The organism is Saccharothrix deserti (assembly GCF_009769385.1).
In the GTDB taxonomy this organism is placed as follows: Bacteria; Actinomycetota; Actinomycetes; order Mycobacteriales; family Pseudonocardiaceae; genus Actinosynnema; species Actinosynnema deserti.
The window spans coordinates 199,032-214,915 of record NZ_VKAB01000015.1; the positions used below are offsets into that span (position 1 = coordinate 199,032).

17 protein-coding genes are annotated in these 15,884 nt (G+C 70.9%); 5 read left to right on the forward strand and 12 right to left on the reverse strand.

The window, feature by feature from the left end; genetic code table 11:
* Positions 1-57: 57 nt before the first annotated feature.
* Together FM051_RS24635 and FM051_RS24640 are read left to right on the forward strand one after the other, a co-directional pair.
* Positions 58-1,014, forward strand: a complete 957-nt coding sequence (locus tag FM051_RS24635) for a LacI family DNA-binding transcriptional regulator (RefSeq protein WP_158847233.1) — start codon at positions 58-60, stop codon at positions 1,012-1,014.
* Positions 1,015-1,123: 109 nt separating this feature from the next.
* The gene (locus tag FM051_RS24640; protein WP_158847235.1) at positions 1,124-1,894 is read left to right on the forward strand and encodes a sugar phosphate isomerase/epimerase family protein; all 771 of its coding nucleotides are present in this window, start codon (positions 1,124-1,126) and stop codon (positions 1,892-1,894) included.
* Here the strand turns inward: FM051_RS24640 and FM051_RS24645 are convergent.
* The 5 genes from FM051_RS24645 to pyrE all read right to left on the reverse strand — a co-directional run bounded on the left by FM051_RS24645 (position 1,875) and on the right by pyrE (position 5,555).
* The gene (locus FM051_RS24645) at positions 1,875-2,969 is read right to left on the reverse strand and encodes a glycoside hydrolase family 76 protein (protein WP_158847237.1); all 1,095 of its coding nucleotides are present in this window, start codon (positions 2,967-2,969) and stop codon (positions 1,875-1,877) included. The two genes, FM051_RS24640 and FM051_RS24645, sit on opposite strands and share 20 nt — an antisense overlap.
* Positions 2,970-2,993: 24 nt before the next feature.
* The gene (locus tag FM051_RS24650; protein ID WP_158847239.1) at positions 2,994-3,692 is read right to left on the reverse strand and encodes a TrmH family RNA methyltransferase; all 699 of its coding nucleotides are present in this window, start codon (positions 3,690-3,692) and stop codon (positions 2,994-2,996) included.
* Between the two features lie 128 nt (positions 3,693-3,820).
* On the reverse strand, positions 3,821-4,207 hold the full coding sequence (locus FM051_RS24655) for a DUF2784 domain-containing protein (protein WP_158847241.1): 387 nt from the start codon (positions 4,205-4,207) through the stop codon (positions 3,821-3,823).
* Between the two features lie 99 nt (positions 4,208-4,306).
* Positions 4,307-4,996 (reverse strand): hypothetical protein, encoded by a 690-nt coding sequence (locus FM051_RS24660; RefSeq protein WP_158847243.1) that lies wholly within the window; start codon positions 4,994-4,996, stop codon positions 4,307-4,309.
* A 4-nt stretch (positions 4,997-5,000) separates the two neighbouring features.
* Positions 5,001-5,555, reverse strand: a complete 555-nt coding sequence (pyrE, locus tag FM051_RS24665; protein ID WP_158847496.1) for an orotate phosphoribosyltransferase — start codon at positions 5,553-5,555, stop codon at positions 5,001-5,003.
* Between the two features lie 53 nt (positions 5,556-5,608).
* On the opposite strand from pyrE, the gene FM051_RS24670 reads away from it, so the two are divergent.
* Positions 5,609-6,178: a hypothetical protein gene (locus FM051_RS24670; RefSeq protein ID WP_158847245.1), complete on the forward strand. Its 570-nt coding sequence runs from the start codon at positions 5,609-5,611 to the stop codon at positions 6,176-6,178.
* 445 nt (positions 6,179-6,623) lie between these two features.
* Here FM051_RS24670 and FM051_RS24675 read toward each other — a convergent pair whose 3' ends face one another.
* The 6 genes from FM051_RS24675 to clpB all read right to left on the reverse strand — a co-directional run bounded on the left by FM051_RS24675 (position 6,624) and on the right by clpB (position 12,696).
* On the reverse strand, positions 6,624-7,058 hold the full coding sequence (locus FM051_RS24675; protein ID WP_158847247.1) for a hypothetical protein: 435 nt from the start codon (positions 7,056-7,058) through the stop codon (positions 6,624-6,626).
* The gene (locus FM051_RS24680; RefSeq protein ID WP_158847249.1) at positions 7,055-7,951 is read right to left on the reverse strand and encodes a WXG100 family type VII secretion target; all 897 of its coding nucleotides are present in this window, start codon (positions 7,949-7,951) and stop codon (positions 7,055-7,057) included. The genes FM051_RS24675 and FM051_RS24680 overlap by 4 nt, the downstream gene beginning before the upstream one ends.
* Positions 7,948-8,304 carry a hypothetical protein gene (locus tag FM051_RS24685; protein ID WP_158847250.1) on the reverse strand — a complete coding sequence of 119 codons (357 nt, stop codon included), beginning with the start codon at positions 8,302-8,304 and terminating at the stop codon, positions 7,948-7,950. Before FM051_RS24685 ends, FM051_RS24680 begins: the two co-directional genes overlap by 4 nt.
* A gap of 67 nt (positions 8,305-8,371) precedes the next feature.
* The gene (locus FM051_RS24690) at positions 8,372-9,151 is read right to left on the reverse strand and encodes an SDR family NAD(P)-dependent oxidoreductase (RefSeq protein ID WP_158847252.1); all 780 of its coding nucleotides are present in this window, start codon (positions 9,149-9,151) and stop codon (positions 8,372-8,374) included.
* A complete protein-coding gene (locus FM051_RS24695) occupies positions 9,148-9,843 on the reverse strand; it encodes a type III secretion system chaperone family protein (RefSeq protein ID WP_158847253.1) in 696 nt (231 codons plus the stop codon). The genes FM051_RS24690 and FM051_RS24695 overlap by 4 nt, the downstream gene beginning before the upstream one ends.
* A gap of 270 nt (positions 9,844-10,113) precedes the next feature.
* Positions 10,114-12,696: an ATP-dependent chaperone ClpB gene (gene clpB / locus FM051_RS24700; RefSeq protein ID WP_158847255.1), complete on the reverse strand. Its 2,583-nt coding sequence runs from the start codon at positions 12,694-12,696 to the stop codon at positions 10,114-10,116.
* A gap of 185 nt (positions 12,697-12,881) precedes the next feature.
* On the opposite strand from clpB, the gene FM051_RS24705 reads away from it, so the two are divergent.
* On the forward strand, positions 12,882-13,262 hold the full coding sequence (locus tag FM051_RS24705; protein ID WP_158847257.1) for a VOC family protein: 381 nt from the start codon (positions 12,882-12,884) through the stop codon (positions 13,260-13,262).
* A gap of 560 nt (positions 13,263-13,822) precedes the next feature.
* On the forward strand, positions 13,823-14,926 hold the full coding sequence (locus tag FM051_RS24710) for an FAD-binding oxidoreductase (RefSeq protein ID WP_158847259.1): 1,104 nt from the start codon (positions 13,823-13,825) through the stop codon (positions 14,924-14,926).
* Between the two features lie 252 nt (positions 14,927-15,178).
* Here the strand turns inward: FM051_RS24710 and FM051_RS24715 are convergent, their stop codons facing one another.
* Complete coding sequence (locus FM051_RS24715) at positions 15,179-15,856, reverse strand: alpha/beta fold hydrolase (protein ID WP_158847261.1); 678 nt, start codon at positions 15,854-15,856, stop codon at positions 15,179-15,181.
* Between the last annotated feature and the right edge of the window lie 28 nt (positions 15,857-15,884).

Below are 15,884 nucleotides of genomic sequence, written 5' to 3' on the forward strand. Positions count from 1 at the left end.
CTTACCCGGTAAAGTCCCCACGCAATCGCTTGCGCAAGCCCGAACGGGGACGAGTCCATGGTCACCATGCGGGAGGTCGCCAGTCTCGCCGGCGTCTCCATCACCACGGTCTCACACGTGATCAACGAGACCAGGTCGGTCGCCGCCGACACCAAGGAACGGGTGCTCAAGGCGATCGAGGAGACGGGGTACACCGGCGACGCCATCGCGCGCTCGCTCGTCACGGGCGGCACGAAGTCGCTCGGCCTCGCCGTGTCGCTCGTGTCGCACCCGTACTTCGCCGAGCTGATCGCGGCGATCGAGGGCGAGGCCACCAGGGCGGGTTACACGCTGGTGCTGATCGACACCCGCGACACCGCCGAGTCCGAGCAGGCCGCGGTGCGGATGCTGCGCTCACGGCGGGTGGACGGTGTGCTGCTCACGCCGACGTCCGCCTCGGCCTCGTTGCCCGAGCTGCGCCGGCTCGGCGTGCCGACCGTGCTGGTGGACCGGCTGACCGTGGCGCAGGACGTCGACCAGGTCGGCCCGGAGAACGTGCAGGCCACGTCCACCCTGGTCCGGCACCTGGCCGAACTGGGGCACCGGCGGATCGGCCTGGTGTCCGGCCCGCCCGGTCTGGCCACCACGGACGAACGCGTGCTCGGCTACCGCCTCGGCCTGGGCCGGGCGGGGCTGGCGTGGGACGAGGACCTGGTGCGGCCGTCGCTGGACCCGCTGCTCGGTCGCGTCTCGGGTGTGGTGGTGAGCGACCACCAGGTGCTGATGGACGTGCTGCACACGGCTCGCGCGCGCGGCGTGCGGATCGGGTCGGAGCTGGCGCTGGTGACCTACGACGAGGTCGAGTGGGCCGAACTGGTCGACCCGCCGTTGACCGCGATGGCGCAGCCGGTGGAGGAGATCGGGCGCACGGCGGTGCGGCTGCTGCTGGCCCGCATCTCGGACCCGACCCGGCCGCCGGAGACGATCCGGCTGCCGCCGACGCTGCGACACCGCCAGTCCTGCGGCTGCCACTAACCCTGCCGTTGACCCCTGCCACTGATCCCCGCCACTACCCCTGCCCAACCCCCCAAACCGCACCAAACACGCTCACCAATCCCCAGCCGTCCCCAGTAACGTGTCCGACGTGCTGATCCCCGGCCTGGTCTCGGTGACCTTCCGCGCGTTGTCCGTCCCCGAAGTGGTGGCCCTCGCGCGCGAGTGCGGTGTCTGGGCCGTCGAGTGGGGTGGCGACATCCACGTGCCGCTGAACGACCTGGCGGCGGCACGGGACGCGCGGCAGCGGTGTGCGGACGCCGGGTTGACCACCTCCTCCTACGGCTCGTACTACCGGGCCGGCACGACGGACCCGGCCGAGTGGGACGCCGTCCTGGCGACCGCGGTGGAGCTGGGCGCGCCGCAGATCCGGGTGTGGGCGGGCACGACCGGTTCGGCCACGACGTCACCGGCACAGCGCGCGGCCGTGGTCGACGCGATCCGCACGGCGGCCGTCGCGGCCGAGACGGCGGGGGTGCGGGTGGCGTTGGAGTACCACCCGGACACGTTGACCGACACGTTGGAATCCGCCACCCGCCTCTTCGCGGAGATCGGGCACGGGTCGGTGGTGCCGTACTGGCAGCCGGGCGGCGCGCAGGACGTGTCGGACGCGGTCGAGGAGGTCCGGACGCTGCTGCCGATGCTGACGACCGCGCACGTGTTCTCGTGGGGTCCGGGCGGCTGGTCGGACCGGCTGCCGCTGGCGGCGCGCGAAGACCTGTGGCTGCCCGTGCTGCGGGAGCTGGGCCGGGACGGCGTGGACCGGTACGCGTTGCTGGAGTTCGTGACCGGCGATTCACCGGACGCCTTCCGCGCCGACGCCGCGACGTTGCTGGGGTGGCTCAGCTCCGTGACGGCGTGATCCCGTTGCGCTCCAACAACGCCGCGGCCTCCAACGCCATCCACCCTCCCAGTTGGACGGACAGGTCGCGTTCCGGCGCGCGCCCGGACGGCCTGACCGCCGGCTTCGTCCACTCCGGGCCGAACAGCGGCCCACCGTCCACCGAGGTCCGGTTCGCCCACACCGCGTCGGCCGAGCTGAACACGAGGTCCGCCGCACGCGCCGCTTCCGGCCGGTCGAGCCGCAGCGCGGCCTGCGCCAGGTAGCGGGTGAGGATGCCGCTGAACAGCCCGCCGTCACCGCCGCCGTGCCCGCGCAGGACGCCGTCGGTGGCGAGGTGCTCGTCGACGGCGTTGACGATCCGCGCGGCCGTGTCCCGGTAGCGGACGTCCTGGTCGCGGTCAGAGCCCAGCTCCACACACGCCCCCAGCACCACACCTTGGCAGTAGGTGTAGACGTTCTTCTCGATCTCACGGATCGAGCCGTCGGGGTGGACGTGCAGCCCGTCCCACAGCAGCCCGGTCTCCTCGTCCACCAGGCAACCCTCGATCCAGTCCACAGTGGACCGCGCCCGGCCGCGATCGTCCTCCTCACCCAACCTCGCGAAGAAGATCGCCGCCGGACCGTTGGCCGGGACGTTCTTGAAGTCGTCGTCGCGCTTCCACCAGATACCGCCGCCCGCGTGGTCGGTCCACCCGGCGCGCAGCCGGTCGGCGACGGCGGCGACGGCCTTGGGCCTGGCGATCCCGACTTCCCGCTCGGCGCGGAGCAGCGCCAGCCCGAGCCACGCCACGTCGTCGTAGTAGTCGTTGGTCCAGCCGACCAGGTTCCGCACCCGGATACCGCGCACGAGCCCGCGCACCAACGCCACCCGCGCTTCCCGCGGTGAGCGCAGCTGGGCGTCGAGGACGCAGTCGAGCAGGTGCGCCTGCCACCAGTAGCTGAACCGGACGTGCAGCCGGCCGGACCAGTCGAGCGGCCACCCGACCGCGCCGAGGACCGTGCCCGGCACTCCCCAGACCCGGCGCAGGTGCCGGGACTCGACCGCGCGTTCGGCGGCACCGGCACGCGCGGCGAGGGGGTTCGGCGCAGTCACCCCACCAGCCTGCCCGCTGAACCGTCAAGAAGCTCGCCGGAACAGCTCCCAGTGGTAGAGCCCCATGGCGACGCTGGTGGTCAGGTTGTAACTGGACACCTTCGGCCGCATCGGCAACGAGACGACGAGATCCGCCCGCCCCCGCACCTCGTCCGACAGCCCGTGCCGTTCCGAGCCGAAGGCCAGCACCGCGTCGTCCGGGATCCGCACGTCCCGCAACGCCCGCCCGCCGGCGTCGAACGCGATCACCACGCCCTCGACCTCTTCCACGCCCTCCAACCGCCCGACCGGCAACGCGAAGTGCAACCCCGCACTACCGCGCAACACGTTCGGGTGCCACGGATCGACGTCACCGAGCGACACGACCCCACCGGCCCCCAGCCCCGCCGCCACCCTGATCACCGCACCGAAGTTCCCCAGGTTCCGCGGGTTGTCCAACAACACCAACGGCGAGGTCCGATCCAAGATCCCCACCCGGTCGACGGGCCGTTCAGCCACCCCGCCAACCCCGGTCGGGTGCGACCGCCCGATCACCCGCACGAACTCGGCGGCCCCCACCACCTCGGCCCGCTCTTCGAACACCCCGACCAGGTCAGGCGCGTGGGACCGGGCCAACCCGAGCGCCTTCTCCCGATCGAGCACCACCACCCGCCCCACCACGGCCCCGAACCGAACCGCGTGCTTGACCGCGTGAAACCCCTCGAGGACCACTTGCCCGACCACGTCACTCCCGCTGTCAGCAGACCGGAGCGATCGTAGTCACGCCGCCGCGGACGGCATGTCGAGCTCCAACCCGACCTTCCGGTAGCCGGGCAGGTCGCGCACGGTGAGCGACGCCGAGACCGTGCCGCTCAGGGACAAGCCCCGGTTCGGCTCGGTGAGGTCTGTTCAACGCGGCGTTTGAGGTAGTAACCGGCCCACGAGGTGACGACGACGAGCGCCACCACGAGCTGCACCAGACGTGCGGCCGAGTCCGGGTACAGCACGCCGTCGATGTAGGTGTCGATGAACCCGCTCGCGAGCGGCGGGCGGCCGGCGGCGGAGCGGAACTCGTTTTCCAGCCAGGTGAGGGGGCAGGCGATCGGGAACAACACGACCAGCAGGCCCCAGGTGGCCATCGCGAGGTGGAAGTACAGCACCCTCGGCCAGCGCCAGGCCAGGAAGCCCCCGACCACCAGGAAGACCAGAACCCCGAAGTGCACCACCATGACCAGCTCGGCGAACGCGCGCGCGACCATAGCGACCTCCCTGCTGCCAGAGTAGGCCGCAAAGCGATCACGCGCCCGGGAAATAACGCCGGTTGACTACGGGTACTACGCAGAAGTCGGGTCGGCGGTTCACCCCCTCGGCAGGGCCTGCCACGGCACCCGGCCGGCCAAGTCCGACAGCAGGTCGGCCAGGTGGCCCAGCGGCGCCTGCAACAGCGGACCGGGCACGGCGGCGGCCAGGTTGTGCTCGTCGAACGCGATGGCCACCCCGTTCGCCCGCGGGTCGTGCAGCAACGCCTGGGTCAGGCCCGAGCCGAGCAGCGCCGACGCGAACGCGGGGTTCTTGCGGCGCACCTCGTAGCGGCCGTCGAACACCGGGTCGCCGGTGGTCACGAACTGCTCGAACAGCCCCCACACGGTGTCGTTGCGCGGGCTGATCAGCACCCACGGCCCCGGCATCGGGCGCGGCACCACGACCACCGTGTAGGTGCGGTACTCCGACGTCACCACGTTGTCCGCGCGGAACACCACCTCGACCGCCAGCACGGGCACACCGCGCCAGTGGCCGACGAGCTGGAACTTCACCCGGCTCCGGTCCGCCTCCAGCATCCGCCCGATCTGCGGCACCCGTTCCTGGAAGCCCTGGTCCTCGGCGACGAACCGCCACCCCAGGGACGCCTCCAGCGCCCGCATCTGCTGCTCCCACTGGTTCACGAACTGCTGGTTCGTGAACGGGTTCCGCTTGCGGCGCGACAACCCCACGGCGACCCCGGTACCGAGGATCGCCACGATCACCAGGAGCAGGACCAGCGCGCTCACCATGTCAGGCGAGGCCCAGGTCGGCGAGGTCGAGCAGGTACCGGTACGGCAGCCCGGCCTCCTCGATCACCTCGCGCGCGCCCGTGCCGCGGTCGACGACGGTCGCGACGCCGATCACCGTGGCGCCGTTCGCGCGCAGCGCCTCGACGGCGGTCAGCACGCTGCCACCGGTGGTGGAGGTGTCCTCGACCGCCAGCACCCGCTGCCCGGCGACCTCGATGCCCTCGATCTGGCGCTGCATGCCGTGCTGCTTGGCCGCCTTGCGCACCACGAACGCGTCCAACACCTCACCCGCCGCGGCCGCGGCGTGCATCATCGCGCACGCCACCGGGTCGGCGCCCAACGTCAGCCCGCCCGCCGCGACGTAGTCCCAGTCGGCGGTGAGCTGCCGCAGCAGCTTGCCGATCAGGGGAGCGGCGGCGTGGTGGAGCGTCGCCCGGCGCAGGTCGATGTAGTAGTCGGCCTCTTTGCCCGAGGACAGCGTGACCTTGCCGTGGACCACGGCCAACTCGCTCACCAGTCGCGCCAGTTCGGCTTTCGCCGCGGCGTCCAGAACCACTTCAGCTCGCACGGGTCCCAAGAGTGTCATACCGCGCCGTACGCTGGCACACCGTGACCCTTCCCGGCACCGACACCTTGATCATCGAGCAGCCCTGGGGCGCGCTGCGCCACCTGCTGGGCACCAGGTACCGAAGCGACGTCTACGACGGGCACGGCGGGCTGGTCGCGTCGGTCTCCGAGCGCAAACTCCTGGGACCGCTGCGGAAGCTCTTGCGCGCCACCGCGTTCTCCGGGCGCACGAAGTTCGACCTCGTCGTGGCCGACCGCGGTCGGCAGGTCCTGCTGATCCGCAAGGGGGCGGGGAAGCCGCCGACGCAGGTGACGTGGCCGAACGGCGCGGCGGTCGGTGCGGTGCGGCACGAGGGGCACGGCGCGTACGGTCTGCTCGACCCGGCCGGCCAGCGGCTGTGCCTGCTGCACGAGGTGGCTTCGTTCAGCCCCGGCGCCATCACCAAGCGCGACGGTCGGCGGGTGCGGCGGGACGTGCTGAACATCCGCCCCGGCACGCCCGACCCGGTCCGGTCGCTGGCGATCGCGGCGGCCGTCGCGTACGACATCGTGCGCGGGGTCGGGACCAACCACACCAGCGGCGGCGGGTTCGACTTCCCCACGTTGACCTGACTCGAGGGGGTCGGTCGGTGCCGGCCCACCGTTCAGCGGACCTCGGTAAGCGGACCCCGGTCAGTCGGCCCCATCGGTCTGCGCGGCCCATCGGTCAGCCGACCAGCCGACCTACCGGCAGCCGAACCAGCCGGTACTGCGGCCACCACGGTCGCCGCAGTCCTCGCAGTCGCCGCCACCCAGACCAACGGCTACGCAGGCGTCCCCGCCAAGGGGACCCCTGCTTTTATTCTGCCCCAAGGGTCCGACAATTCCGGGCGGTCAGTCCGCGCCTGTGGACAGTCCGACTACTGAGGACCGCCGGCCGTGAAGAGAGCCCAGCCGGAACACCCATCCGGGTGGAACCAGTCCCGCCGGGACGGCTGCCGAGGGGAGGGCGGCGTCCCACGTCCGGTGATCCGACCGCCCGCGCCCGCCGGCCTGACTTGACCGAGACCGCGCCCCGCTACCAGGCGTCCTCGGTGAACTTGTTCGGCTCGTCGTCGTCATCATCGCCGCGCCCACCCGGCCGGGGCGTGCCCGCCGAGATGACGTCCTCGGGGTCGTCACCCTCCTGGATCGCCGTGTACGCGCGCTGCAAGTCCGGCAGACCGGTCTGCATGGCCCGCTGCACGCCCTCGTCGTCCACCGCACGGCCGGACGCGATGTCCTCCCAGGACATCTCGCCCGCGTCCACCCGCCGCGCCAGCTCCTTCAGCTCCCGGGGCGCACCCGGGCTGTTGGCGAACCGCGAGATCTCCGCGAAGTCGGCCTGCGTCATCCCACGCGACCGCAGCTGCACCTGGCTCGCCGCACGCGCGGTCTGCTCGACGTTCGCCATGCGCTGTTCCACGTCGGCGACCAGCGCGTCCAGCCGCGCCTTGTCGTACGGGAACGTCATTGCCCACCACCTCCACCGGCACCCGAGTCGGCCGGCGCGGGCGCCGTCGTCGGCGGCGGTTGACTGTAACGACCGCTCGCCGCGTTACCGGCCTTGCCGAGTTTGTACCCGTTCCACGCGACACCGATCGCCCCGGACTTCGCCGCGGCCAGCCCGTTGTCGTACTTCTCCTTGCCGTCCTGGTACCCGTCGACCACGTCGAGCAGGTCGCTGACGTCGCGCACGTCCTTGAGCTTGGACAGCGCGGTGCCCATGGCGACGATGCCGTCGATCATGCCCTGGACGCCCTCGATCAGCGTCTCGATGGCAATGATGATCTTGCGGATGGCGTCCACGATCTGGATCGCGTCGTAGACCATCCACACCGCACGGCCCCAGCCGACGACCGGGATCCACGCCGTCATCGCGGCTTCCATCAGCTTGCCGACCAGCATGTCCAGCAACGTCAACGCGAGACCGCACGCCGTGCGGCAGGTCTTCGCCGTCGACCGGAACTGGTTGCCGATGATCCGCGCGACCTGCGAGTCCGCCTCGATCGCGACGACCCACATCGTCCCCATGCGCGTCTCGAACGCCTTGGCCGCCTCACCGTCCCAGTGCGACGACAGCTGCTCGGCGCCCGCGTCGACGTTGTGCCGCACGGAGTCCAGCGCCTTGGCGACCCGGTCCCAGGCGTTGGCGTTCTCGTCGATCTTGTCGAAATCGCCGAGCAGCGGCTTGATCAGCGCGTCGAGCAGGTTCTCGCCGGTGACCTTCTCGTAGATCCAGTTGACGCCCTGGATCTTCCAGCCGGCCTTCTCGATGAGCTCCTTGGTCGTCTGCCGACCGGGCCGGTCCTCCGCCGCCGCGTTGAGCGCGACCGACGGGTCTTCGACGTCCGCGTACGCGGTCATCGGCCGCCACCTCCGAGGGAGGGCGCTTCGGCGACGCCGTGCAGCTCGGCCAGCACCTTGTCGAGGAGGCCCATCACCATCTCCTCGCCCTTGTCGTACATGTCGGCGGCCTTGTTCAGGCCTTCGGCTTCCTTGACCATCATCTGGTTGGCGAAGTCGAGGGTTTCCCCGTACAGGTTGGCGACGCCGGTGACGATGGGCTGCAACAGCGACAGCAGGCCGGTGAAGCCGGAGGTGTCGCCGCCCTTGGCGATCGCGTGGTCCTTGATCGTCATGAAGTGCTGCGCGTTGCGGGTCAGCAACTCGCTGTACCCGCGGAGCTCCGGTGGCTCCACACTGAACTGTTCACCCATGGACGGTTCCTCCCTGTTCCAACTAGTGGAGTGGGACGGACCGGACCGGGTTCAGGTTCCCGTCGATCTAGGTGCGACCTCGTCCGCCCGCCGCACGGGAGGCTATCCGCCGGAGCAGAGCGCGCGGAACGAGTCGGGCGAACACCGTGATGGCCTTGTACTGGGCGCCCGGGATGGACAGCACCTTGCCCGCGCGCAGGTCGGCGAGGCCGTCGTGGACCACGCGGTCCGCGTCGAGGTAGAGCAGGTCGGGCGTCTTCGACATGTCGATGCTCGCGCGCTCGTGGAACTCGGTGCGCACGAAACCGGGGCACAGCGCCATCACCCGCACACCGGTGCCCGCCGTGGCCATCGCCATGCCCTCGGAGAACGCCGTCACCCACGCCTTGTCCGCGCTGTACGTCGTGCCGCGGCCGGGCAGGAAGCTCGCCACGCTGGACACGTTGATCACCGCGCCGCGGCCGCGCGCCACCATGCCGGGCAGCACCGCGCGGGTCAGCCGCAGCACGCTCGTCACGTTCACGTCGAGCTGGGACTGGAGTTCGAGCGGGTCGGCGGTGAAGAACTCGCCGGAGATCGCGAAGCCCGCGTTGTTGACCAGCAGGTCGACCTCGCGCTTGGCCAGGAAGTCCTCGACCGCGGCACGACCGTCGTGGGTGGACAGGTCGGCGGGCAGCACCTCGGCGGTGATTCCGTGCGCGGCGCGCAACTTGGCCGCCGTCTCCTCCAACTGCTGCACCGATCGGGCGACGAGCACCAGGTCGTGGCCCTCGGCGGCGAGCCTGCGGGCGAACGCGGCGCCGATGCCGGACGTCGGGCCGGTCACCAGCGCGGTCGGCGGCGTCACGGCTTGCGCCCGAACTGCGGGCGGTGCACTTCGCCACCGGTGTCGGATTCGGGGTCCGCGTCGAACGGATCGATCACGTCGGCCAGCTCTCCCAGGTCGCGCAGCAGTCGTTCCAGGCGGGCGGGGGTGGAGTTGGGCGGTGCGGCGGCCATCACCCAGTCGTTCTCGAGCCAGACCACGGTGACGTCCGCGCCGATCTCCTCGGCGGCGTCCACCAGGTCCGGGGTGATGAGCTTGCGCGCGGCGGGCAGTTCGCTGACGAACGCGTACCGCGAGCCGACCGGCCCGAGCAGGTCGGGCATCTGGTCGCGCTGGAACGGCACGCTGGGCAGCCACAGCTCGACGACCACGGACAACGCCCGCCGGCAGCGCACGCCGACCAGCACCGAGTTGACCTTGCCGCTGGTCTCGTGGTCGAGCACGTAGACCTGGCGGCGGCCGTCCGCGGTGAAGGTGGAGCCCGCGACCACGTCCTTCGCCACGCCCGCGCCGTAGTAGGCGATCGCGCCGCTCTCCCAGCGTGTGGGCAGCACGTGGTCGGTCTCCTCGAACTGCCAGCCGCGCAGCGCCGCCCATCGGCGGCGTTCGCGGTTCCGTGCGGTTCGTTGCGCCCGGTCGGTCGCGAGCAGGGCGAACCCCGCGACGCCCGCTACCGCGGCGACGGTGAACCAGACCCACGCCGGTATGCCCACGGTGCGAGAGTAGCGGGCGGCGGTGAACAAACGAAGATCACTTGGGGCGTGGTTCGCGCAAACGGATCAAGCTGTTACCCGGATCGCGGGGCCGGACCGGGCAGCCGTTCCCGTTCCACCCCTGTTCCGCGGTTGTCCACAGGCAGGGCGGTTGTCCACAGACAGGCCCTGACCACTCGGGAGTGTCGGTCCGTTCCGGCAGGATAAAAGCAGGGGTCCCCCTGGGCGGGGGACCCCTGCGGAGCAGCAGCGTTCAGGAGCGGCCGACGATCAAGCCCTGCCGACGATCAGGCCGGACTGGTCGTCCAGCACGTCGACCTTCACCGTGTCGCCGTCCCGCACCTCGCCGGCCAGCAGTTCCTTCGCCAGCTGGTCACCGATGGACGACTGCACCAGCCGCCGCAACGGCCGGGCCCCGTACACGGGGTCGAAGCCGTTCAGGGCCAGCCACTCGCGCGCGGCGGGCGTGACCTCGAGGGTCAGCCGGCGCTGCGCGAGGCGCCGGGCGAGCCGCTCGACCTGGATCTCCACGATGGAGGTCAGCTCCTCGGTCGCCAGCGAGTGGAACACCACGACGTCGTCCAGCCGGTTCAGGAACTCCGGCTTGAAGTGGGTCCGGACCACCGACATGACCGCGTCGTTGCGCTGCCGCTCGTCCAGGTTGGCGTCCGCGATCACGTGCGAGCCGAGGTTCGAGGTCAGCACCAGGATGGTGTTGCGGAAGTCGACCGTGCGGCCCTGGCCGTCGGTGAGCCTGCCGTCGTCCAGCACCTGGAGCAGCACGTCGAACACGTCCGGGTGGGCCTTCTCGACCTCGTCCAGCAGCACGACCGAGTACGGACGGCGGCGCACCGACTCGGTGAGCTGACCGCCCTGGTCGTAGCCGACGTAACCGGGAGGCGCGCCGACGAGGCGGGCCACCGAGTGCTTCTCGGAGTACTCGCTCATGTCGATCCGGATCATCGCCCGCTCGTCGTCGAACAGGAACTCCGCCAGCGCCTTCGCCAACTCGGTCTTGCCGACACCGGTCGGGCCGAGGAACAGGAACGAACCGGTCGGCCGGTCCGGGTCCGCCACGCCCGCACGGGTGCGCCGGACCGCGTCCGACACGACCCGGACGGCCTCGGCCTGGCCGACCACGCGCCTGGCCAGCTCGTCCTCCATGCGCAGCAGCTTCGCCGTCTCGCCTTCCAGCAGCCGACCGGCCGGGATGCCCGTCCACGCGGAGACCACGTCGGCCACGTCGTCCGGCCCGACCTCCTCCTTCAGCATCACGGCGGCGTCCTGGGTGGTGCGGGTGGCCGCCTCCAGCTCCTTCTCCAACGCCGGGATCCGCCCGTACCGCAGCTCGGCGGCCCGACCCAGGTCACCGTCGCGCTCGGCCCGCTCCGACTCGCCGCGCAGCTGCTCCAGCTGCTCCTTGAGGTCGCGGACCTTCTCGATCGAGCCCTTCTCGTTCTGCCAGCGCGCGGTCAGCCCGGCCAGGTCCTCGCGCTGCTCGGCCAGCTCGGCGCGCAGCGCGGCGAGGCGTTCGATCGAGGCCGGGTCCGACTCCTTGGCCAGCGCCATCTCCTCGATCTCCAGCCGGCGCACCGCGCGTTCGACCTCGTCGATCTCGACCGGGCGGGAGTCGATCTCCATGCGCAGCCGGGACGCGGACTCGTCCACCAGGTCGATCGCCTTGTCGGGGAGGAACCGGGCGGTGATGTACCGGTCGGACAGGGTGGCGGCGGCGACCAGGGCGGCGTCGGTGATGCGCACGCCGTGGTGCACCTCGTACCGGTCCTTGAGGCCGCGCAGGATGCCGATGGTGTCCTCGACGGACGGCTCGCCGACGAAGACCTGCTGGAAGCGGCGCTCCAGGGCCGGGTCCTTCTCCACGTGCTCGCGGTACTCGTCCAACGTGGTCGCGCCGACCATGCGCAGCTCGCCGCGGGCCAGCATGGGCTTGATCATGTTGCCCGCGTCCATGGCGGACTCGCCGGTCGCGCCCGCTCCCACGATCGTGTGCAGTTCGTCGATGAACGTGATGACCTGGCCGGCGGAGTCGGTGATCTCCTTCAGCACGGCCTTCAGCCGCTCCTCGAACTCGCCCCGGTACTTGGCGCCCGCGACCATCGCGCCGAGGTCGAGCGCGACCACCTTCTTGCCGCGCAGGCTCTCGGGCACGTCACCGGCCACGATGCGCTGGGCCAGGCCCTCGACGATGGCGGTCTTGCCCACGCCGGGCTCGCCGATCAGGACCGGGTTGTTCTTCGTGCGGCGGGACAGGACCTGCACGACGCGGCGGATCTCGGTGTTGCGGCCGATGACCGGGTCCAGCTCGCCCTTGCGGGCGCGTTCGGTCAGGTCGACGCCGTACTTCTCCAACGCCTGGTAGGTGCCCTCCGGGTCCGGGCTGGTGACCCGCGCCGAGCCGCGGACCTTGCTGAACGCCTCCTTGAGCGAGTCCGGGGCGGCACCGTGGCGGCGGAGGAGGTCGGCGACCTGGCCGCCGTGGTGGGCGAGGCCGACCAGCAGGTGTTCGGTGGACACGTACTCGTCACCCATCTCGGTGGCGAGTTCCTGCGCCTTGCCCAGCACGCGGACGGCGTCACGGGAGAACTGGGGCGCGGACACGGACGACCCGCTGGCCGCGGGCAGGGCCCTGGCCAGCTGTTCCAGCTCCTTGTGCACCTGTTTCGGGTCCGCGCCGACGGCGGACAGCAGGGGCGCGGTCAAGCCGTCACCCTGGGCCAGGAGTGCGCCGAGGAGGTGGACCGGGCCGACATCGGGGTTGCCGGCGATGGTCGCCGCCTGCACGGCGGCGGACACGGCCTGCTGGGTCTTCGTGGTCGGGTTGAAAGCGTCCATTCCTCACCTCGGTCGGGTGTTCGTGCGCAGGGGCCGGCGTTCCGCACCAGCCGTCATCCCGCTCAACGTCAGAAAAGTTGAGCCAGTTTCACTCAACCTAGTGGATGTGGTGTGGTCTGAGCCACGTACCCGGGCCTCGGTGAAACTCGGGTGCGGCCGATCGACCGGCACATGAGGATCTACGCATGACTTCACTGGTGCGCCACATCACCATCGACTGCAAAGACGCCTACACGCTGGCCCAGTGGTGGAGCCAGGTCACCGACCGCCCGGTGAGCGACGAGGACCAACCGGGTGACCCCGAAGCGCTCGTCGAACTGGCGGAAGGACCGGGACTGCTGTTCATCGAGGTCCCGGAGGGCAAGACGGTGAAGAACCGGGTGCACCTCGACCTCCAGGCCGAGACCACCCGTGACGCCGAGGTCGAGCGGCTGATGGGGATCGGCGCGACCCTGGTCGACGACCAGCGCAAACCCAACGGTCGGGGGTGGGTCGTGCTGGCCGATCCGGAGGGCAACGAGTTCTGCGTCGAGCTCAGCGCAGCGGAGCGTGCCGCACTCTCCTGAGGCCGTCACCCGGATGTCGCAGCCGGTCGTCCGAGGTTGTCCACACCGGCACCCGAGTTGTCCACAATCCGCAGGTGGGAATCCACAGGCCACTGCGGCCCACCGCACCGGTGCGGTCCGCCGGCCGCCAGTGGGGTGAACGTGCCCGACCGTACTCGGACGTCCCATGGTCGGCACGGCGGGACAGTGGTCGGGAGGGCCGACATACCGATTTGGGGCATGGTTACGCGCGGTCGTGAGCGGTGAGTGGTGTGGCCTTGCACCAAGGAGTGGGCCGCAAGCCGCGCGTTAGGTATACGTGGAGGGGAATGTCCACCCGTTCGAGGGAACGGTGTGTGACCTTCCGTAACCGCACTGCACTCAAAGGTGGCATCAAGGAGCCGATGGGCCAGTTGGCGGGTTAGTGTCCCATCGTCGGGGATGGAAGCTTGACGAGGACGTAGCGCCCTTGCTGGCGCCGCCAGAAACGTGGAGACTGCGCCCGGACCATGACTGCGAACGCTGTGTTGAGCCCCATCCCGAGCCCCCCACACCGAGAACCTCCTCCTGGCGTCACCGCTATGGTGCGGATGATCCGGGAGAGCTTCGCGGTGGTGGAGCCGCGCGCCGAAGAGGTAGCGAAGTTCTTCTACGGCATGCTCTTCAGCCTCGCGCCGGCGACCCGTGAGATGTTCCCCGCGAACATGGAGGTCCAGCGCAGCCGACTGCTGCGCGCCCTGGTCCACGTCGTGCAGATGGTGGACAGACCCGACGACCTGATCCCGTTCCTGCGGCAACTCGGCCGCGACCACCGCAAGTTCGGTGTCATCAACGTGCACTACGAGTCCGTCGGCACGGCGTTGCTGGCGGCGGTGAAGAAGTTCGCGGGGCCCGCGTGGACGCCGCAGGTCGAGATGGCCTGGGCCGAGGCGTACACGATCATGGCCCGCGCCATGCAGGAGGCGGCGGCGGCCGACGACGGCCCGGCGTACTGGCACGCCACCGTGCTGGAGCACCAGCGGGTGAGCTGGGACCTGGCGGTCGTGCGGCTGCAACCGGATCACCCGGTCGGGTACCGCTCCGGCCAGTACGTGAGTGTCGAGACGCCGCAGCGGGCGCGGCTGTGGCGGTACTTCTCGCCGGCCAACGCGCCCCGCGACGACGGCATCATCGAGTTCCACATCCGCTCGGTCGAGGGCGGGTGGGTGAGCCGGTCGATCGTCGGCCACACCCAGCCCGGTGACGTGTGGCGCATCGGCCCGCCGATGGGTCGGCTGAGCGTCGACCGCAAGGCCGGGCGGGACGTGCTGATGGTCGCCGGTGGGACCGGTGTCGCGCCGATGCACGCGATCATCGACGAGATGGCGCAGTGGGGCGAGAACCCGCGCGTGCACCTGTTCATGGGTGGGCGGACCCGCGAGGACCTGTACGACCTGGACAACCTCCAGCGGTTCGCCATGACCAACCCGTGGCTGACGGTCGTGCCGGTGCTGGAGTCGGACCCCGGTGCGCGCGGTGTCGAGCAGGGCACGTTGGCCGACGTGGTCACGCGCTACGGGGCGTGGGAGGACCGGGACGTGCTGGTGTGCGGCTCGCCGTCGATGATCCGGGCGACCGTGTCACGGATGCTGGTCGCCGGCACACCGCTGGACCGGATCAAGTACGACCCGTTCACCCTGGACTGACCCCACCCAAGCCCGTCCCGAACCACCCTGAACCGCCCTGACCAGGCCAAACGGGCTGAACAGGCCGAACGAGGCCGCCCAAGCCGGTTCACGCCGCACCGCGCCCGAGCAAACCGAGCAAGATCACGCCGGGCCGGTTCGCGCCCAGGCCCAACCGCGCCGAGCCGGTTCAGGCCGAGCCGAGCACGCCGAACCGGATCACACCGCCGAGCCGCCGGATCACACCGAGCCGCCGCATCACACCGCGCCGGATCACACCGGCGTCGACCACGCCGCGCCGAGCACGGCGGCCACGGTTTCCGGCCTGCTGGTCTGCGGGCAATGCCCACCGTCGACCTCGATCGCGTCGACCCCGAGCCGTTCACGCGCGGCGCGGCGCATCCAGGACGGCCGCAGCGTGCGGTCCTCGCGCGGCAGGACGTAGGTCGACGGCAGGTCCGGCAGCTCGTGGACCTCGCGGTACGTCGCGGCGGGGTAGAACAGGCGCAGGGTCCGCAGGCCGGCGCGCACGCCCGCCAGGTCGCAGTCGTGGAACAGGAAGTACGCCGCCACCACTGGGTCCGCGGTGGGCGGCTCGGTGAGGGACCGCCACTCGGGGTTGAACATCTCGCCGGTGTCGGCGGCCAGCTCGTCGGCCAGGGACACCGGGCCGGGGATCATCGCGGCGATCCACACCAGGTGGGACGCGCCGACGGCACGCGCGATGGCGGGCATCAGCAGGCCGGCGCCGGAGTGCCCGACCAGCACCGGGGCGAGCATGTCGCCCGCCTGGGCGCGGGCGATCGCGGCGTAGTCGACGGCGCGCAGCTCGGGCTGGTCGGTGGGCAGGTCGACGGCGACCGTGCGATGGCCGCGTCCGCGGAGCAGGTCCTCCACGGGACGCCAGGCCGCCGGTGACTGGGTGGTGCCGTGCACGAAGAGGTAGTCCACGGCTTCAGTCTGGCTGGCTTCGGTCCGG